Annotated in this window: 15 protein-coding genes and 2 pseudogenes; 12 read left to right on the top strand and 5 right to left on the bottom strand. The window is 61.3% G+C overall.

The window, feature by feature from the left end; translation table 11 throughout:
* The first annotated feature begins 14 nt into the window (after positions 1-14).
* From J3P75_RS11430 to J3P75_RS11400, 7 genes are all read left to right on the top strand, one after another.
* Positions 15-1,199, top strand: coding sequence for an aminotransferase class V-fold PLP-dependent enzyme (locus J3P75_RS11430; protein ID WP_434710496.1), 1,185 nt, complete (start codon positions 15-17; stop codon positions 1,197-1,199).
* Between the two features lie 86 nt (positions 1,200-1,285).
* The gene (locus J3P75_RS11425; RefSeq protein WP_434710494.1) at positions 1,286-1,801 is read left to right on the top strand and encodes a sigma-70 family RNA polymerase sigma factor; all 516 of its coding nucleotides are present in this window, start codon (positions 1,286-1,288) and stop codon (positions 1,799-1,801) included.
* Positions 1,802-2,779, top strand: coding sequence for a FecR domain-containing protein (locus J3P75_RS11420; protein WP_434710492.1), 978 nt, complete (start codon positions 1,802-1,804; stop codon positions 2,777-2,779).
* 97 nt (positions 2,780-2,876) lie between these two features.
* Positions 2,877-5,291 carry a TonB-dependent siderophore receptor gene (locus J3P75_RS11415; protein WP_434710490.1) on the top strand — a complete coding sequence of 805 codons (2,415 nt, stop codon included), beginning with the start codon at positions 2,877-2,879 and terminating at the stop codon, positions 5,289-5,291.
* 61 nt (positions 5,292-5,352) lie between these two features.
* The gene (locus J3P75_RS11410) at positions 5,353-6,534 is read left to right on the top strand and encodes an ABC transporter substrate-binding protein (RefSeq protein ID WP_434710488.1); all 1,182 of its coding nucleotides are present in this window, start codon (positions 5,353-5,355) and stop codon (positions 6,532-6,534) included.
* On the top strand, positions 6,531-7,592 hold the full coding sequence (locus J3P75_RS11405; protein ID WP_203418475.1) for a FecCD family ABC transporter permease: 1,062 nt from the start codon (positions 6,531-6,533) through the stop codon (positions 7,590-7,592). The genes J3P75_RS11410 and J3P75_RS11405 overlap by 4 nt, the downstream gene beginning before the upstream one ends.
* Complete coding sequence (locus J3P75_RS11400) at positions 7,586-8,341, top strand: ABC transporter ATP-binding protein (protein ID WP_434710486.1); 756 nt, start codon at positions 7,586-7,588, stop codon at positions 8,339-8,341. The genes J3P75_RS11405 and J3P75_RS11400 overlap by 7 nt, the downstream gene beginning before the upstream one ends.
* A gap of 10 nt (positions 8,342-8,351) precedes the next feature.
* Here the strand turns inward: J3P75_RS11400 and J3P75_RS11395 are convergent, their stop codons facing one another.
* Positions 8,352-9,350: a bile acid:sodium symporter family protein gene (locus tag J3P75_RS11395; RefSeq protein WP_434710484.1), complete on the bottom strand. Its 999-nt coding sequence runs from the start codon at positions 9,348-9,350 to the stop codon at positions 8,352-8,354.
* Between the two features lie 82 nt (positions 9,351-9,432).
* On the opposite strand from J3P75_RS11395, the gene J3P75_RS11390 reads away from it, so the two are divergent.
* Positions 9,433-10,221 carry an AraC family transcriptional regulator gene (locus J3P75_RS11390; protein ID WP_434711263.1) on the top strand — a complete coding sequence of 263 codons (789 nt, stop codon included), beginning with the start codon at positions 9,433-9,435 and terminating at the stop codon, positions 10,219-10,221.
* Positions 10,222-10,343: 122 nt separating this feature from the next.
* Complete coding sequence (locus tag J3P75_RS11385) at positions 10,344-11,318, top strand: TerC family protein (protein ID WP_434710482.1); 975 nt, start codon at positions 10,344-10,346, stop codon at positions 11,316-11,318.
* Between the two features lie 126 nt (positions 11,319-11,444).
* On the opposite strand, the gene J3P75_RS11380 is transcribed toward J3P75_RS11385, so the two are convergent.
* Positions 11,445-12,545: a polyamine ABC transporter substrate-binding protein gene (locus tag J3P75_RS11380; protein WP_434710480.1), complete on the bottom strand. Its 1,101-nt coding sequence runs from the start codon at positions 12,543-12,545 to the stop codon at positions 11,445-11,447.
* On the opposite strand from J3P75_RS11380, the gene J3P75_RS11375 reads away from it, so the two are divergent.
* Positions 12,538-12,774 (top strand): hypothetical protein, encoded by a 237-nt coding sequence (locus tag J3P75_RS11375; protein WP_434710478.1) that lies wholly within the window; start codon positions 12,538-12,540, stop codon positions 12,772-12,774. The two genes, J3P75_RS11380 and J3P75_RS11375, sit on opposite strands and share 8 nt — an antisense overlap.
* 36 nt (positions 12,775-12,810) lie before the next feature.
* On the opposite strand, the gene J3P75_RS11370 is transcribed toward J3P75_RS11375, so the two are convergent.
* On the bottom strand, positions 12,811-14,217 hold the full coding sequence (locus J3P75_RS11370) for a purine-cytosine permease family protein (protein ID WP_434710477.1): 1,407 nt from the start codon (positions 14,215-14,217) through the stop codon (positions 12,811-12,813).
* A 323-nt stretch (positions 14,218-14,540) separates the two neighbouring features.
* On the opposite strand from J3P75_RS11370, the gene J3P75_RS11365 reads away from it, so the two are divergent.
* Complete coding sequence (locus tag J3P75_RS11365; RefSeq protein WP_434710475.1) at positions 14,541-15,026, top strand: flavin reductase family protein; 486 nt, start codon at positions 14,541-14,543, stop codon at positions 15,024-15,026.
* Between the two features lie 135 nt (positions 15,027-15,161).
* Here J3P75_RS11365 and J3P75_RS11360 read toward each other — a convergent pair.
* Both J3P75_RS11360 and J3P75_RS11355 read right to left on the bottom strand, forming a co-directional pair.
* A pseudogene (locus J3P75_RS11360) lies at positions 15,162-15,761 on the bottom strand (methyl-accepting chemotaxis protein); the annotation flags it as partial.
* 306 nt (positions 15,762-16,067) lie between these two features.
* Positions 16,068-16,952, bottom strand: a pseudogene (locus J3P75_RS11355) (cache domain-containing protein); the annotation flags it as partial.
* 359 nt (positions 16,953-17,311) lie between these two features.
* Here J3P75_RS11355 and J3P75_RS11350 point away from each other — a divergent pair.
* On the top strand, positions 17,312-18,355 hold the full coding sequence (locus J3P75_RS11350) for an LLM class flavin-dependent oxidoreductase (RefSeq protein WP_208937775.1): 1,044 nt from the start codon (positions 17,312-17,314) through the stop codon (positions 18,353-18,355).
* Positions 18,356-18,388 lie beyond the last annotated feature (33 nt).

Genomic DNA, 18,388 nt, shown 5'->3' with positions numbered 1-18,388 from the left:
CAAGGAGTGACGTCTTGAACATTGAACAACTGCGCGCCGACACTCCCGCCGTCGCGCAACTGATCCATTTCAACAATGCCGGCGCGGCGCTGATGCCGACGCCGGTGATCGAGGCCGTGACCCGGCATATCCAGCTCGAAGCCAGCCTTGGCGGCTATGAAGCCGCCGGGCAGCAAGCGGCCGAAATCGAGCAGGTTTACGGCTCGATCGGTCGCTTGCTCAACGCCACACCGGATGAAATCGCGGTGATCGAGAACGCCACCCGTGCCTGGGACATGGCCTTCTATTCCCTGCCATTGCAACCCGGCGATGTGCTGCTGACGTCGGCCACCGAATACGCCGGCAACTACATTCCGTATCTGCAACTGAAACAGCAGCGCGGTATCGAGATTCGCATCATTGCCAACGATGAACACGGGCAGGTCTCGTTGTCGGCATTGCAAAAGATGCTCGAGGACGAGCGCGTGGCGCTGATCTCGCTGCCGGTCATCGCCACCAACGGCGGGCCGGTGCAGCCGATCGAACAGATCGGCGCCCTCGCCCGGGCGGCCGGCGTGCTGTATCTGCTCGATGCCTGCCAGGGCGCCGGGCAGATGCCGCTGGATGTGCAGAAGATCGGTTGCCACATGCTCACCGCCACCAGCCGCAAATACTTGCGCGGACCCAGGGGGATGGGCTTCTTGTACATCGAAAAAGCGCTGTGCCAGAAGCTTGAACCGGTGTTTCTCGATTTGCACGCGGCGTCGTTGCAAAGCGCCGACAGCTACACGGTCCGCGCCGATGCCCGGCGGTTCGAAAACTGGGAATGCAACGTCGCGGCAAAACTCGGCCTTGGTGCGGCGGTGGAGTACGCATCGGCGCAAGGCATCGAGCCGATGTGGCTGCGGATCCAGCAACTGGCCGATCATCTGCGCCAGCACTTGAGGCAAATCCCCGGCTTCACGCTGCAGGATCCGCCTATGAACAGGTCCGGTATCGTCACCTTCAGTCATCGCCAGCACAGCGCCGCGCAGGTGCAACAGTGGCTGGCCGGGCAGGACAAGCGCATCAACGTCAGCACTTCAACCTTTCGCTCGACCCTGCTGGATATGCAGCACAGGGACTTGCTGGAAGTCAGCCGCGCCTCGCTGCACGCCTACAACACCGAAGCGGAAATCGAAGCGATGATTGCCGCTTTACAGGCTTTGCCGCGCCTTTGAAACGGCAGGCCAATCGGCGCTTGCATCGCACAGGCTTTGTAAACTAGCATTGGGAATACTTCTCAATTGCATGAAAATCTGCAGCCATGAGCGAAACCCTTCCCGCGAATAACGACAAGCATCTGCGCGCGATCGAAGCCCTGTACAGCGGCCATCACGGCTGGCTGTACGCGACGCTGAGAAAAAAACTGGGTAACGCCATGGATGCGGCGGATCTGGCGCAGGACACCTTCACCCGCATCCTCGCCTCGCAGGTCACGGTGATCGAGCAGCCGCGCGCTTACCTGAGCTGCGTGGCCAAGGGCATTCTGGTCAACTGGTATCAGCGCAAGGCGCTCGAACGCGCCTATCTGGAGGCGCTCGCACATTTGCCCGCGCCCGAGGTGCCCTCGCCGGAACTGCGCTTCATGGTGCTGGAAACCCTGCACGAAATCGACGCGATGCTCGACGCCCTGCCACCGCTGGTCAAACGGGCGTTTCTGCTGTCGCAGATCAGTGGTTTGAAATACGACGACATTGCCGAGCAATTGGGCGTGTCGTTGATCACGGTCAAGCGCTACATGAAGCAAGCCTTCGTGCAATGCCTGTTGCTGGTGGAGTGAATGCTCGCCCGGCGCAATGAAGCGCAACCCGCTCCTCAGGCATTGGAAGAAGCCGCTGACTGGCTGATGCGCATGAGCGAGCGCGAGCTGAGCGACAGCGAACGCGGCGAATGGGAATTGTGGAAAGCCAGCAGCCCCGAGCGCACACGTGCCTGGGCGCGTGCGCAGTTGTTGCAGGGCAAACTCGGCGGCTTGCCGCCGTCACTGGCCATGTCGGCCCTCGACCGGCCCAGCAGCCCGGAACGCCGTGCGGCGATTGGCAAACTGGCGATGCTGCTGGCGCTGGTCCCGGCCGGCTGGGGTGGCTGGAAGCTTTCGCAAACCCAGCAATGGTCAGCCGATTACCGTACGGCCGTCGGCCAGCAACGCGAACTGACCCTCGCCGACGGCTCAAAAATCATCCTCAACACTGATTCCGCCATCGACGTGCTGTTCGACGCCAGTCAGCGCCTCATCCACCTGCGCGAAGGCGAAATACTGGTGCAGACCGCAGCGGATATCTCACCGATGGCGCGGCCCTTCGTGGTCACGACCCGGCAGGGCCGGATGCAGGCGCTGGGCACGCGGTTTACCGTGCGCGCGCTGCCTCCGCAGACGCACCTCGCGGTCCTGGAAGGCGCGGTGAAAGTTGAACTCGCGGACAATCGCCAACACACGCCACTGATTGTCAACGCCGGGCAGCGCACCGACTTCTCCTCTTCGAGCTTTGGCGCGGTCAGTGCGACCGACCGATACGCCGGTGCCTGGAGCCAGGGCATGCTGATGGCCGACAAGATGCGCCTTGCCGATTTCGTCGCGGAACTGACGCGCTATCGTCGCGGTTTCATCCGCCTCGATCCGGCGATTGCCGACTTGCGCATTTCCGGGGCGTACCCGATCAGCGACAGCCAGCGCACCTTGAACATGCTGGCGCAAACCTACCCGATTCTGGTCAGCGGCCACTTGAATGGCTACTGGGTCATGCTCTCCCGCGCCTGAGCGGAAAAATATTTGCCGCCGTGCTGATACTTTTTCCGATCTCGACTGGCTATGAGGGAGATGCATTTTTTCGTCCTGTTCATAGGCTCATCCATCCATGCCCGCTGCACGCCTCCTGCGCCCGGATCGTCCGTTCAAACCCGCTATTCGCAGTGCGTTGCTGAGCCTGGTCCTGATCGCTGTCGCCTGCCCGCTGGCCATCGCCGGCGAGCCTGCGCAACTGGACACGCTCGCCCTGCGTGCCTACGACATCCCGGCCGGGCCGCTCGGTGCGACCCTGTCGAGTTTTGCCGTGGACGCCGGCATTGCCCTGTCGTTCCAGCCCGCGCTGACCGACGGCTTGAGCAGCCCGGCGCTGATCGGCCGCTACTCGACCCAGGAAGCGGTCAATCGCCTGTTGGCCGGCAGTGGTCTGGACATGGTGCGGCGCAGCGACGGCAGTTACACGCTGGTTGCGCGCCGGGTCACGCTGGATGAAACCGCGGTGATCGGCACCGACCGGCGCAGCGATGCGCTGCCAGCGGTGTATGCCGGCGGCCAGGTCGCCAGCGGCGGACGTCTGGGCCTGCTCGGCAACACCGACGTGATGGACGCGCCGTTCAGTGTCAGCACCTACACCTCAGCGCTGATCAAGGATCAACAGGCCGTCACCGTCGGTGATGTGCTGGAACGCGATTCCTCGGTGCGCTCTACCGGGCAGACCGGCGGCATCGTCGACTCGTTTTTCATTCGCGGCTTTCCGGTGGGCGAAGGCAACCTCGGTGAACTGGCGTTCGATGGCGTCTACGGCGTCGCGCCGAACTACCGGGTATTTACCGAATACGCCGAGCGCATCGAACTGGTCAAAGGGCCCGGCGCCCTGCTCTACGGCATGTCCCCCAACAATGCGGTGGGCGGTGTGATCAACGTGGTGCCGAAACGTTCGCTCGACGAAGACCTCAGCCGTTTCACCGCCAGTTACGCGATGAATGCGCAGCTCGGCGGGCACCTTGATGTCAGCCGGCGTTTCGGTGAAGAGCGGCGCTTCGGTGTGCGCATCAATGGCAGCACGCAACTGGGCGACACGGCGATCGACAAGCAGTCTCGCCACGTCGACATCGGCGCGATCGCCCTCGATTATCAAGGCGAGCGCCTGCGCACCAGCTTCGACTGGTTGCGGCAGAAAGAACGCTTCGATGCCGCCTCGCGGCCGTTTCTGATTGCCCCGGGCGTGGACATTCCCTCCGCCGCCAACGGCCGGACCAGCGTGAGCCAGGACTGGGGCTGGTCGAAAACCCAAGACACCTCGGCGCTGCTCAGCGGCGAATACGACCTCAGCGAGGCGCTGACGGTGTTCGCCCATGCCGGCGGCGGCAAATCGGCGGTGGCGCGCATGTCCGACCAGACCCCGACCATCATCAACCCGGCAGGCGACACGTCTTCGACGCCCGGTTATTACAAATTCGAGGTCAAGCGCTACACCGTCGACACGGGGGCGCGGCTGCGCTTCGACACCGGGCCGGTCAGCCACCGCACCGCGGTGCAGGTCAGCCGTTATCGCGATGTGCTGTCACGGGGGATCATTTCCGCCGCGCCGATCCTGTCGAACATTTATCACCCCGTGGATCGCCCGGAGCCTTACATTCCTGAGCCCGCCACGCCGAAAGTCTCCGAGAGCGAACTGACCGGCGTGGCCCTCGCCGACACCCTGTCGATCCTCGATGACCGCGCCCAGGTGACCTTCGGCGTGCGCCAGCAGAACATCAAATCGGACAATTACAACGCCAGCGGCGTGGTCACCACCTCCTACGACGACAGCCGCGCCACGCCGCTGTTTGGCGCGGTCATCAAGCCCTGGGATCACGTCGCGCTCTACTACAACTACATCGAAGGCCTGAGCAAGGGCGACATCGCGCCCTCCACCGCGAGCAATGCGGGGGAGATCTTCGCACCGTACGTTTCGCGCCAGCATGAAGTCGGGGTCAAGGCCGACTACGGCAGCTTCACCTCGACCCTGAGTCTGTTCCAGATCACCAAGCCCAGCGGCGAACTGGCCGCCGGGGTGTTTTCGGTGCAAGGCGAGCAGCGCAACCGCGGTCTGGAGCTGAACGTGTTTGGCGAAGTGACGCCGGGCACGCGGTTGCTCGGTGGCGTGACCCTGCTGGACGCCGAACTGACGAAAACCGCCGTGGCCGGAAATCGCGGCAACACGCCGGTCGGCGTGCCGTCGGTGCAGGCCAACCTCTGGGCCGAATGGGACACCTCGTGGCTTGAAGGGCTGACCCTGACCGGTGGCGCCATCCACACCGGCAGCCAGTACGTGAACCAGGCCAACACGCAAAAACTCGATGACTGGACGCGCTTCGATGTCGGTGCGCGTTACACCACGCGCATCGATGAGCGGCCGACCACGTTCCGCGCCACGGTGCAGAACGTATTCGATCGAGAGTACTGGTCGGGCGTTGCCTCTTACGGCGCGTTCTCCCAGGGCTCACCGCGCACTTTATTACTGTCGGCGACTGTCGATTTCTGAAACGTTCAGCGTGGCGACGGCAGGCGCCGAGGGCCGCGCTGACTTTGGCAAAGGTTGGACCATGGCGATTTTCGATCGACGCAGCCAGGCGGTTGCTGCGCTGTTACTGGCAGGCGTGCTGAGCCTGTTTTCCCTCGCGCCGCGCAGTGCTGACGCCGCTGACAGCGACGCTGCGCGCACCGAGGTGACCGACCTGCTGGGGCGCAAGGTCAAGGTGCATCTGCCGGTCAGGCGGGTGATCCTCGGTGAAGGCCGGCAGCTGTATCTGGTCGCGGCGCTCGATACACAGAACCCGATCGAGCGCATCGTCGGCTGGCGCAAGGACCTGATCCAGTCCGACCCGGACACCTACAACGCGTACCTGCGCAAATTCCCCGCCATCGCGAAAATTCCCACTTTCGGTGGCTTTGAAGACGGCACCTTCGATATCGAGCAGGCCATCTCGCAACGCCCGGACGTGATCATCCTCAACATCGAGGCGCAGCACGCCACGGAGGACGCGCGTTACATCGAAAAGCTCGACGCCCTCGGCATCCCGGTGGTGTACGTCGACTTTCGCAACAACCCGATGCAGAACACCGAGCCGACCATGCGCCTGTTCGGCCAATTGTTCGGCAAGGAGCAACGGGCCGAAGCGTTCATCGATTTTCGCAACCAGCAGATCCATCGCGTCACCGACGTCATTGAAAAACAGCACCCGCCTCGCCCGAGCGTGTTCATCGAGCGCATCGGCGGCTACACCGATGATTGCTGCCTGAGTTTCGGCAACGAAAACTTCGGCCTGTTCGTCGACATGGCCGGAGGCAACAACGTCGCGCGCGGCATCATTCCGACCACGTTCGGCCAGTTGAATCCCGAGCAAGTCATCGTCGCCAATCCGGCGCACGTAGTGGTCACCAGCGCCAACTGGGAAGCGTTTGCCCCCGGTGGTCATTGGGTCGGCGTCGGCCCCGGCGCGGACATGGCGCAGGCACGGAAAAAACTCGCCTGGTATACCCAGCGCCCGGCCTACGCCGGCATCAAGGCCCAGGAGCATCACGCCTTCCACGCAATCTGGCACCAGTTCTACAACAGCCCCTACCAGTTCGTGGCCATCCAGCAATTGGCCAAATGGTTTCACCCGGAACTGTTCGCCGATCTCGACCCGGACGCAGCGTTCCGCGAACTGCACGAGCGCTTCCTGCCGGTGCCTTACGAATCAGGCTACTTCGTCAGCCTGGGCGACACCGAGGTCAAGCCATGAGCTCAATGACCGACACCGTGGAAGTCCAGCGCGAAACCTATCGCCGCCTGGTCCTGCGCAAGCGCCTGATCCTTGCGGGGCTGGTGTTTTTACTGCTGTGCAGCGTGCTGCTCGATCTGGCACTCGGCCCGGCCAGCTACAGCCTGCGCGAAGTGCTCGGCGCGCTGTTTTCACCGGACAGCGCCTCGCCGCAAGTGCGCGTGGTGATGTGGGACATTCGCCTGCCCGTGGCGTTGATGGCGGTGGCCGTCGGCGCGGCGTTGTCGCTGGCCGGCGCGCAGATGCAGACGATCCTCAATAATCCACTGGCCAGCCCGTTCACCCTGGGCATTTCCGCCGCCGCCAGTTTCGGCGCCGCGCTGGGCCTGGCCTTCGGCGTCGCGCTGTTTCCGCTGGCCGCGCAATTCATGGTGCCGCTCAATGCGTTCATCATGGCCATGCTGTCGGCGCTGCTGATTCACTTTCTGAGCATGCGCCGCGGGGTCACCGCCGAGACCATTGTTCTGCTCGGCATTGCCCTGGTCTTCACCTTCAACGCGCTGCTGGCGCTGGTGCAGTTTTTTGCCACCGAGCAAGCCGTCGCCGCCGTGGTGTTCTGGACCATGGGCAGTCTGACCAAAGCCACCTGGCCAAAACTTGGCATCATCTGCCTGGTGATCCTTATCACCCTACCCATTTTCGCCCGCCGCGCCTGGGCCTTGACCGCCCTGCGCCTGGGCGACGACAAGGCGGCGAGTTTCGGCATCAACGTGCGCAGCCTGCGCTTTCAGACGCTGATCATGGTCAGTCTGCTCGCCTCGTTTCCCGTGGCGTTCGTCGGCACCATCGGCTTCATCGGTCTGGTCGGCCCGCACATCGCACGCATGCTGATCGGCGAAGACCAGCGCTTCTTCCTGCCGGCCTCGCTGCTCACGGGCGCGCTGATTCTGTCGGCCAGTTCGGTGGTCAGCAAGACCCTGATTCCCGGCGCGATTTTCCCGATCGGCGTGGTCACCTCGCTGATCGGCGTGCCGTTCTTCATTTCACTGATTCTCGGCGGGAAGAAAAACTCATGGTGAAGCTGCAGCTGGACAATCTGGGCGCCCGCTATGGCCAGCGCGAGATCATCCGCGGCGTCTCCACCGCGGCGTTTCTGGGTGGTCAGGTGGTGGCCGTGGTCGGGCCGAATGCGGCCGGCAAATCGACGCTATTCAAACGCATGGCCGGGCTGATCGACGGCCCCGGCCAAGTGATCCTGCAGGACTCGAAAAAAGGCCCGACGGGGATCAGCTACATGCCCCAAGGCCTGAACGCCAGTGCCCGCCTGACCGTGTACGAATCGGTGCTGCTGGCGCGCAAGCAACTGACGCCGGGCTGGGTCGTGCATGACGACGAGCTGAAACTGGTCGACGACATTCTCGCCGCACTGGGCATCACCGCCCTGTCGTTTCGCAACCTCGGAGAACTCAGTGGCGGGCAGCAGCAATTGGTGTCGATCGCACAGACGCTGGTGCGCGAGCCGGAAATCCTGCTGATGGACGAACCGACCAGCGCCCTCGACATGCATCGACAAGTGCAGGTGCTGAACTTCATGCGCAGCCTGGCGCGGCAACGCGAGGTGATTGTGTTCATTGCGATTCATGATCTGAATCAGGCGCTGCGGTTTGCCGATCAGGTGCTGGTCATCGCTGATGGCACCACCCAGGGCAGCGGCCCGAGCAGTGAGGTCATCACCGAGCAGATGCTGCGCAGCGTGTACAAGGTTGAAGCGCGGATCGAACAGTGCAGCCGCGGGCTGCACCATATTCTGATCGACGATATCGTCTGAGGCGCAGCGCTCAGGGATCGACCTGCGCCATCAACTCCGGCACCGATACTGGCCGGCGCGCATAACGCTGGGCCAGTACCGCGCAGACCATCAACTGGATCTGATGGAACAGCATCAGCGGCAGGATCAACACGCCGATGGTGCTGCCGGCGAACAACACCTGCGCCATCGGCACACCGGTGGCCAGGCTCTTTTTCGAACCGCAGAACAAAATAGTGATGCGGTCCTCCTGATTGAAGCCAAACGCCTTGCCGAGCAGGATCGACGCCAGCAGCACCAGCGCCAGCAGGATGCAGCAGACCACGATCAACCCGAGCAATTCGAACAGCGGAATCTGCTGCCAGATGCCCTCGTTCACCGCCTCGCTGAACGCGCCGTAGACCACCAACAGAATCGAACCCTGATCGACGAACTTCAGCCAGTTTTTGTTGCGCCCGACCCAGGCGCCGATCCAGCGCCTAGCGATCTGCCCGGCAATGAATGGCAGCAGCAATTGCACGCTGATTTTCACGATGGCATCGAGCGTCGAACCGCCATCACCGTGAACATTAAGCAACAGCGTGACCAGCAACGGCGTCAGGAAAATCCCGAACAGACTCGACGCCGCGGCGCTGCAGATCGCCGCCGGAATATTGCCCCGCGCCAGCGACGTGAAGGCAATCGCCGATTGCACCGTGGCAGGCAATGCGCACAGGTACAGCATGCCCATGTACAGCTTGTCGCCGATCAACGGTGACAGCAGCGGTTTGAGCGCCAGCCCCAATAGCGGGAACAGCACGAACGTCAAACCGAACACCAGCAGATGCAGGCGCCAGTGACCGGCGCCGGCGATGATCGATTCGCGAGACAGTTTGGCGCCGTGCAGGAAAAACAGCAGCGCGATGGCGAGGTTGGTCAGCCAGCCGAAACCGACCGCGACCTGGCCGCTGGCCGGCAGAAAACTCGCCAGCAGGACCACGCCGATCAGCGTCAGGGTGAAGTTGTCAGGTAGAAAACGTGGACGTGTCATGGTCGTTGATCCGGGGTTGCCAGTGCGTGCGGAGGACTTTAACGTGACTGGCAATTACCGACTAACGCCGAAGAGCCGCAAGATGCCGCCTAAAGGACATAGCAACAGCGTTCGCCGCAGCATTCCCGGGCTGCCCAGCCTGCCGCGTCCGCTGTACGGCAGAACCGAATCGCTGCCCAATCGCGCCCTGACCCGCCGCCACAGCCACCCGTGGGTGCAGTTGTCCTACGCGATCCAAGGCGTGCTCGAAGTGCAGACCAGCGCCGGGCGTTTCGTCGCGCCGCCGGAACGCGCCGTGTGGATTCCCGCCGGCGTGCCGCATCGGGTATTCAGCGCGCCACACACGGAAATGCGCAGCCTGTACATCGATTGCAGCGTTTCGAGTTGGGCCGCCAGGCATTGCCATGTATTGGCCGTCAGCGATCTGCTGCGCGAACTGATCCGCGCGTTCAGCCAAGCGCCGGTGGAATACGATGAGAACGGCGCTCATGGGCGTCTGGCGCAAGTGATCCTCGACCAGCTCGCCGAAGCGCCGCCGATCGACCTGATGCTGCCGCTGCCACAAGATCCGCGCTTGAAGCAGATATATCAGAGCCTCCAACAGCACCCGGAACAACAAACCACCCTCAGTCAATGGAGCGAGCAGTTCGGCATCACCGAAAAAACCCTCACCCGCCTGTTCCTGCGCAACACCGGCCTGACCTTCCGCGCCTGGCGCCAACGCCTGCGCCTGCTCGGCGCGCTGACGCCACTGGAGAAAGGCCAACGGGTGACAGATGTTGCGCTGGCCTGTGGGTATGACTCGACGTCGGCGTTCATTGCGGCGTTTCGGCAGCAGTTTGGGCAGACGCCGGGAGAGTTTTTCCGTTAGGTAAATTTCTGATACTTCGTTTTTCTCGAACCATTGCCCAGAAATAAACGATTTTTCCTGCGCATTAATCCGTCGTTAGCATGGCCCTGTCTGACCTCAAGCCCATCGACAGGGAGCGTGACATGCCAGCGACCAACCTCAATATTGGCGAACCGTGGATGTGGGGCGCCTTCATCGTTTTTGTGCTGGCGATGCTGGCACTGGACCTGTTTGTGTTTGGCGGGCGCAAAGCCCACCGGGTGTCAGTGCGTGAAGCGCTGGCCTGGGTGATTGCCTGGTGCCTGCTGGCGCTGAGCTTTGCCGGTTTGCTCTGGTGGTATCTGCACGGCGAATTCGGCGGCGAGATCGCCCGGCAGAAAACCCTTGAATTTCTCACCGGTTATCTGATCGAGCAATCGCTGTCGATCGATAACATGTTCGTCTTCGTGATGATCTTCAGCTACTTCGCCGTGCCACCGGAATTGCAGCGACGGGTGCTGTTGTACGGGGTGCTCGGGGCGATCGTGATGCGCGCGGTGATGATCTTTGCCGGGGTGTGGCTGGTGTCGCAGTTCGAATGGCTGCTGTATGCGTTCGGGGTGTTCCTGATCATCACCGGGATCAAGATGCTGGTGTTTGCCGAGCAGCAACCGGACCTGGAAAAAAACCCGCTGCTGCGCTGGGTCCGCAACCACATGCGCATCACCAGTGGCTTTCACGGCGAACGGTTCTTCATCGTGCAGAACGGTGTGCGCTGGGCGACGCCGATGTTTCTGGTGCTGGTGCTGATCGAGGCAAGCGACCTGATGTTCGCGGTCGACAGCATCCCGGCAATCTTCGCGGTGACCACCGACCCGTTCATTGTCTTCACCTCGAACATCTTCGCGATCATGGGCTTGCGTGCGCTGTACTTTTTGCTTGCGGACATGGCTGACCGCTTTCATTTGCTCAAGTACGGACTGGCGATTGTGCTGGTGTTCATCGGCGGCAAAATGGTGCTGATGCCATGGTTCCACATGCCGGTTGAATGGTCGCTGGCGGTGGTCGGCGCGGTGATTCTGGGCTCGGTGTTGCTGAGCCTGGTGATGACGCGAGAGGGAGAACGCAGGACTGAATGACACAACACAAAAATTTGTGGGAGCCAGCCTGCTGGCGATGGCGGTGTGTCAGCCAACACAGATGTTGGCTGGACCGGCAAAATCGCTAGCAGGCTAGCTCCCACAGGGGTCTTATTCGGTTGATAGTTATTTATCTGACTTGATGCTGGTCCACACGCGGGTCCGTACGCGCTCGAGTTTCTGTGGCAACGGCTGAACCACGTAGAGTTTTTTCAGCGCCTCGGGAGTTGGCGTCAGGTTCGGGTTGTCGGTGATTTCCTTGTTGATCAACGCCAGCGAATCCTTGTTCGCGTTCGGGTAACCGAGGAAATCACTGATCGGCGCGATCACTTTCGGGTCGAGCAAGTGGTTGAGGAATTCGTGGGCCTCGGTAACGTTTTTCGCGCTTTTAGGAATGGCGAAAGTATCGAACCAGATCGGCGCGCCTTCCTTCGGCAAGCGCCAGTCGACCACAACACCATTGCCCGCCTCTTTGGCGCGGTTGCCGAACTGGTAGAAGCTGCCCGAGTAACCGATTGCCACGCAGATGTCGCCGTTGGCGATGTCGGTCATGTACTTGGCCGAGTTGAAATAGGTCACGTACGGGCGAACCTTGAGCATCAACGCTTTGGCTTTTTCATAATCGGCGGGGTTCTGGCTGTTCGGGTCGAGACCGAGATAGTGCAGCGCCAGCGGCAGGATTTCCGTCGGCGAATCGAGCATCGCCACGCCGCAGGATTTGAGCTTTTCCATGTTCTCCGGTTTGAACACCAGATCCCAGCTGTCCACCGGCGCGTTGTCGCCCAGCGCCGCTTTGACCTTGGCCGGGTTGAAACCGATCAACACGGTGCCGACCATGTAAGGCACGCCGTACTGGTTGCCCGGATCGTTCTTGCCCAACAGTTTCAATAGTTCCGGGTCCTGATGGCTCCAGTTCGGCAATTTCGACTTGTCGAGTTTCTGGAACACACCGGCCTTGATCTGCGTTTCGAGGAACTGGTTCGACGGCACCACCAGGTCGTAACCGGAGTTGCCGGTGAGCAGTTTGGCTTCCAGCGATTCGTTGGTGTCGAAGGTGTCCCAGGTCACTTTGATGGCGGTTTGCGCGGCGAAATCCTTGGGCACGGCGGGCAGGATGTAATCAGCCCAGTTGTAGACGCGCAGCTCGCGTTGCTCGGCCTGGACGGCGCTGGCCAACAGCGTCAGCCCACACACAGTGGCACCCAGAATACGTTTCATCGTGACCATGGTTGTTCCCCGAAAGCGGCGTGAGTTCGATGGTTTTTATGTTCTGTACACGGCAGTGGCCGAAATGGCGGCCAAGGGTAATAAGGTCGAGCGTTTCGTTGTGCCTTTGATTCTTGCCGAGAGCGCCAGGGGATCACAGTGGGGCATCGGCCAAAAGGGGATCGATATGGCCAATTTAGATGACCGCCAGGATGCGCAACGACAATGCCCGGCACAGGCCGGGCATTGATTGAACAGCGGAGCGACTCAGTCGGTATCCATCACCTTAGTCGGTAAACCCCAACTTCGCCGCCCTGCTCTGCTGCGCCTGGCCACGGGTGGCCAGGCAGTAATACAGCGGCACGGTGACCACCAGGCCGACCAGCCACGACAAGTCGGCGCCTTCAACCAGATTGGCGTACGGTCCGACGTACAGCGAGGTGTTGGCGAACGGCAACTGCACGATGATGCCGATGAAGTAGGCAATGATTGCGTGCAGGTTGAAGCGTCCGTAGATCCCGCCATCGGCGCGGAAGATCGAACTGATGTCATAGCAGCCGCGCTTGATCAGATAGAAGTCGATCAGGTTGATCGACGCCCACGGCACCAGCACCAGCAACAACGCCAGAATCAAACCGATGAACTGCGAAATGAAATCCGCCGATGCGCCCAACGCGACCACGCAGCAACCGGCGAGCACTACGCTCGACAACACCACGCGCACCTTGATGCTTGGCGTCCACTGGCTGGCGAAGGTCTGGATCGAGGTGATGATCGACAGCACTGCGCCGTACAGATTCAGCGCGTTATGGCTGATGATGTTGAGCAGAAACAGCACCATCAGAATCGGCCCCAGCCAACCGGTCGACTGCTTGACCGCCGCCATCGCTTCGGTGCCCTCCGGGGTGGCCAGCACCGCAACGGCGCCGAAGGCAAACGACAGAATGGTCCCCAGCGTCGCGCCCAGATAAGTCGCCCAGAACGGCTTGGCAATGCCGATATCGGCCGGCAAGTAACGCGAATAATCGGACACGTACGGCGAGAAGCTGATCTGCCAGATGATCCCCAGCGACACCGTCGCCAGCCAGCCGGACAGATTGAAGCTGCCGCGGGTGAAGAAGTCTGCGGGCAGATCATTGGCGAAGATGTAAATGAAGCCGGCGAGCAACGCGCCGCCCATCACCCAGGTGCCGATGCGGTTCAGCGTGTGGATGAAGTTGTAGCCGATCACCCCGATCGCCGTGGCGGCCAATGCACCGATCAGAATGCTCAGCGGCGCCGGCACCGACGGCGCAATGCCGACGATCGATTTGCCCGCCAGGACAATGTTGGAAATGAAGAAACCGATGTAGATCAGCGCCGCAAAAAACACGATCAGCAGCGCGCCATAACGGCCGAACTGGCCGCGACTCTGGACCATTTGCGGAATGCCCATGCGCGGACCCTGGGCCGACGCCAGCGCAATCACCACGCCGCCGATCATGTGCCCCAGCGCAATCGCCAGCAGCCCCCAGAACAAATCAAGATGGAACACCTGAACCACCATGGCGCCGGTGACGATGGGCAGTGGCGCAATGTTGGTGCTGAACCAAAGGGTGAACAGGTCGCGGGCCTTCCCGTGGCGTTCCGCGAGTGGGACGTAATCGACCGTGTGATTCTCGATCAACGGATCTTGCCGGGACATCTGGGACATATGCATGAACTCGAGTTTGTCTGTTCTTATCTTTGTATGAAGCCAAACCGGGGGGACTCTCTGGCCGCCCCTCAGATGCGGACCATATTATGGTATTCCAAACTTTTCACAAGACTGATCCGTGATTTACCGCGCCATCTGATACGCCATCCTCACCCAAAGTACCGCTGGCAAACCAGCCGAAAGCCCCGTAAATATTGAGTTTCCGACGAACGTGGCACGTTTATCGGTTCAGCTGGAAAGCTCTTGCAAACTCAGATTTCTGGTATACCATCAGACCATTAATTCAATAAAAACCGCTGCTCACACCCGAGGAATGACCAATGATCGATGCGGCCATTTACAAACAAGTCATGGGCTCGTTCCCGTCCGGCGTCACGGTGATCACCACGCTCGACGATGACGGCCAGATCGTCGGCCTGACCGCCAGCGCCTTCAGCTCGCTGTCGATGGACCCGGCACTGGTGCTGTTCTGCCCCAACTACAGCTCCGACTCCTACCCGGTACTGATCAAGAACAAGCGCTTCGCGATTCACGTTTTGTCTGGCGGCCAGCAAAGCGAAGCCTACGCCTTCGCCCGTAAAGGCAAGGACAAGGCGCAAGGCATCGAGTGGACGTTGAGTGAACTGGGCAACCCGATCCTCGCCAATGCGACGGCAGTGATCGAGTGCGAACTGTGGCGCGAATACGAAGGTGGCGACCATGCGATCATGGTCGGCGCGGTGAAAAACCTGATCGTGCCCGAGCACGTGGCCGGGCCGCTGGTGTATTGCCACGGCAAGATGGGGACGTTGCCGGTGCTGGTTTGATGGCTCACCGCAATCAACTGTAGGAGTGAGCCTGCTCGCGATAGCGGTGTGTCAGTTGACTTATATCTTGGCTGACACACCGCTATCGCGAGCAGGCTCACTCCTACAGGGGTTCGGTGTTGTTTGAGCTACCGGTTACGTACGAAACCGGCTCACCAACTGATTCAACGTCTGCGACAGCGCCGTGAGATTCTGCGCGTCCTGACGGGTCGAATCCGCCAGGCTCGCCACCAGCTGCGCATCACCATGAATCTGGCTGATGTGCCGATTGATATCCTCGGCCACCTGATGCTGCTCCTCGGCCGCCGTGGCGATCTGCGTGTTCATGTCGCGGATCACGTCAACCGACTCGCGAATCAATTCAAAACTCGCCCGCGCCTCGTTGATCGACACCACGGTTTCCTGGGACACCTCGAGGCTGGCATGCATCTGCTTGCCCATCTGATGAGTGCGCCGGGCCAGATTGCCCAGCAGTGCATCGATCTCGCCGGTTGAATCCGAAGTGCGTTTTGCCAGCGCCCGTACTTCATCGGCCACCACCGCGAAACCCCGCCCCTGCTCGCCCGCGCGCGCCGCTTCAATGGCGGCGTTGAGCGCAAGCAGGTTGGTCTGCTCGGCGATCGAGCGAATGGTGCCGAGGATCGACTGGATATCGTTGCTGTCCTGCTCCAGTTGCTGCATCGACTCGGCGCTGTGACCGATTTCCTCGCTCAGACGGCCGACATTGCTCACCGCCGCATCGATCTGCTGCTGCCCGGTGTGGGCCTGACGCTGGCCGTTGTCTGCCGAGTCCGCGGCCTGGCTGCAAGAGCGCGCAACTTCATTGGAAGTAGCGACCATTTCATGGAACGCGGTCGAGACCATGTCCACCGCCTCACGCTGACGCGACGCGACTTCAGCCATCTCTGCCGAAACTTCGGTGGCGCTGCCGGAGCTGCTGTGGATCTGCCCCGCCGCCTGGCCGATGCGCTGAATCAAGGTGCGGATCGCTTCGAGAAACTGGTTGAACCAGCCGGCCAGTTGCGCCGTTTCGTCCTGCCCGCGCACTTCCAGGCGCGCGGTCAGATCGCCTTCGCCCTGGGCAATGCCTTCCAGACCACTGGCGACGCCGCGAATCGGCTTGACCATCAACCCGGCAAACCACGCCCCGGCCATGGCAAACAGCAGCGCACAGACGACAGCGATAACGCCGATGATCCAGGTCAGCCGCGTGGCCCCGGCCATCACTTCACTGGCTTTGACCAGCCCGACAAACCGCCAGCCCAACGCCTCGGACGGCCACACCAGCGCCATGTAGCGCTCGCCGGCCAGCTCCACTTCAACCAGGCCTTTGCTCGCTTCGGCCAGTTGCCGATAGCCATCGCCCAGATCGGTGAGTTTCTTGAAGTTGTGCGCCGGATTGCTCGGATCGACCAACACGGTGTTGTTGGCCTCCATCAGCAGCAGATAACCGCTGTCGCCGAGGCGGATCTGCTTGACCAGATCGGTCAGTTGCTTGAGCGAAACGTCGATATTGACCACGCCGGCATTGCTGCCCAACTGGTTGTTGAAGCTGCGCACGGTGCTGACCAGCACCACGTCATCGGCCGCCCAGTAATAGGCTTCGGTGCGCAAGGTTTGGCCGGGATTGGCCATTGCGGTTTTGTACCAGGGCCGCGTGCGCGGGTCGTAATTGGCCAGTTGCGCATCGCCCGGCCAGAACAGGTAACCGCCCTGCTCGGTGCCCAGCGACAGATAGGTGTACGCCGGATGCGCCTTGGCCAGCCCGGCGAACAGCTTGAATAACTGCTGATCCTGCGGCCCCATGGACACTTGCGCGGCATCGCTGCTCAGATAGCGTTTGAGGCTGGCGTCGATGCTCTGCAATTGCGGATGCTCGGCCAGATAAGCGACGTTCTGGCTGATCCCCTCAAAGAACAATTGCATCGCATTTTCGACCTGGCGCACTTCGCGTCCGGTGCTGTCGACGAAATTGTCCCGCGCCCCATCGCGGACATTGAGGATGATCAGTGCCGCCACCAGCAACACCGGCAGACTGGCGATCACGGCGAATGCCATGGTCAGTTTTTGTTTGATGTTCATCTGTTGCGCCTTCCTTGTTCGAAGTGTCGGTCAGAAATATTTTGCGGATATCCCGTATTATGGTATACCAATATTCATTCAACCGACCAGCCGTCCTCGAAGGCGTGCCTGAAGGGTGATAAAACTCGCGAGCGTTCAGCGCTCACGGCAGTTCGACAGGCCAGCACACGACCGGCCAATGACAAAAGACTCGAGGTAGCGTCATGAAATTTTCCCTGTTCATCCACATGGAACGCTGGGACGAAAGCGTCAGCCACCGCCAACTGTTCGAAGACCTCACCGAACTGACCCTGATGGCCGAGGCCGGCGGTTTCAGCACCGTGTGGATCGGCGAACACCACGCCATGGAATACACCATTTCGCCGAGCCCGATGCCGCTGCTGGCCTACCTCGCGGCGAAAACCACCACCATCCACCTCGGCGCCGGCACCATCATCGCGCCGTTCTGGCACCCGCTGCGCGTCGCCGGCGAATGCGCCCTGCTTGACGTGATCAGCAACGGCCGCATGGAAGTCGGCCTCGCCCGTGGCGCCTATCAGGTCGAGTTCGACCGCATGGCCGGCGGCATGCCCGCCTCGAGCGGCGGCCAGGCCCTGCGCGAAATGGTCCCGGTGGTCCGTGCCCTGTGGCAAGGCGACTACGCCCACGACGGCGACATCTGGAAATTCCCCACCTCGACCAGCGTGCCGAAGCCGATCCAGAAGCCCAACCCGCCGATGTGGATCGCCGCCCGCGACCCGGACTCGCACAACTTCGCCGTGGCCAACGGTTGCAACGTGATGGTCACGCCATTGATGAAGGGCGACGAAGAAGTCGTCGACCTGAAGAACAAATTCCAGACCGCACTCGACAACAACCCGGATGTGCCGCGCCCGCAACTGATGGTGCTGCGCCACACCCACGTGCACACCGCTGATGACCCGGACGGTTGGAAAGTTGGCGCAAAAGCTATCTCGCGCTTCTATCGCACGTTCGATGCTTGGTTCGGCAACAAGCAAACCCCGGTCAACGGCTTCCTTGCGCCGAGCCCGGAAGAGAAGTTTGCCGGGCGTCCGGAGTTTGAACTGGAAAGCCTGCACAAGACGGCGATGATTGGTACGCCGGAAGAGATCATCCCGCGGATCAAGTACTACCAGGAACTGGGGGTGGATGAGTTCAGTTTCTGGTGTGACAACAGCCTGCCGCATGCGGAGAAAAAGAAGTCGCTGGAGCTGTTTATCAAGCATGTGGTGCCGGCGTTTCGCTGACAGCGCGTTGGCCTGATGCGCAATAAAAAAGGG

Origin of the sequence: Pseudomonas sp. R1-1 (genome assembly GCF_051132135.1) — a bacterium.
Classification (GTDB): Bacteria; Pseudomonadota; Gammaproteobacteria; order Pseudomonadales; family Pseudomonadaceae; genus Aquipseudomonas.
The sequence above is the reverse complement of the archived record's forward strand: the minus strand, read 5'-3'. Positions and strand labels throughout refer to the sequence as shown.

Coding starts and splice junctions, on each gene's coding strand:
- J3P75_RS11425 (WP_434710494.1), top strand. CDS start 1,286: ATGAGCGAAACCCTTCCCGCGAATAACGACAAGCATCTGCGCGCGATC.
- J3P75_RS11420 (WP_434710492.1), top strand. CDS start 1,802: ATGCTCGCCCGGCGCAATGAAGCGCAACCCGCTCCTCAGGCATTGGAA.
- J3P75_RS11415 (WP_434710490.1), top strand. CDS start 2,877: ATGCCCGCTGCACGCCTCCTGCGCCCGGATCGTCCGTTCAAACCCGCT.
- J3P75_RS11410 (WP_434710488.1), top strand. CDS start 5,353: ATGGCGATTTTCGATCGACGCAGCCAGGCGGTTGCTGCGCTGTTACTG.
- J3P75_RS11405 (WP_203418475.1), top strand. CDS start 6,531: ATGAGCTCAATGACCGACACCGTGGAAGTCCAGCGCGAAACCTATCGC.
- J3P75_RS11400 (WP_434710486.1), top strand. CDS start 7,586: ATGGTGAAGCTGCAGCTGGACAATCTGGGCGCCCGCTATGGCCAGCGC.
- J3P75_RS11395 (WP_434710484.1), bottom strand. CDS start 9,350: ATGACACGTCCACGTTTTCTACCTGACAACTTCACCCTGACGCTGATC.
- J3P75_RS11390 (WP_434711263.1), top strand. CDS start 9,433: ATGCCGCCTAAAGGACATAGCAACAGCGTTCGCCGCAGCATTCCCGGG.
- J3P75_RS11385 (WP_434710482.1), top strand. CDS start 10,344: ATGCCAGCGACCAACCTCAATATTGGCGAACCGTGGATGTGGGGCGCC.
- J3P75_RS11380 (WP_434710480.1), bottom strand. CDS start 12,545: ATGGTCACGATGAAACGTATTCTGGGTGCCACTGTGTGTGGGCTGACG.
- J3P75_RS11370 (WP_434710477.1), bottom strand. CDS start 14,217: ATGTCCCAGATGTCCCGGCAAGATCCGTTGATCGAGAATCACACGGTC.
- J3P75_RS11365 (WP_434710475.1), top strand. CDS start 14,541: ATGATCGATGCGGCCATTTACAAACAAGTCATGGGCTCGTTCCCGTCC.
- J3P75_RS11350 (WP_208937775.1), top strand. CDS start 17,312: ATGAAATTTTCCCTGTTCATCCACATGGAACGCTGGGACGAAAGCGTC.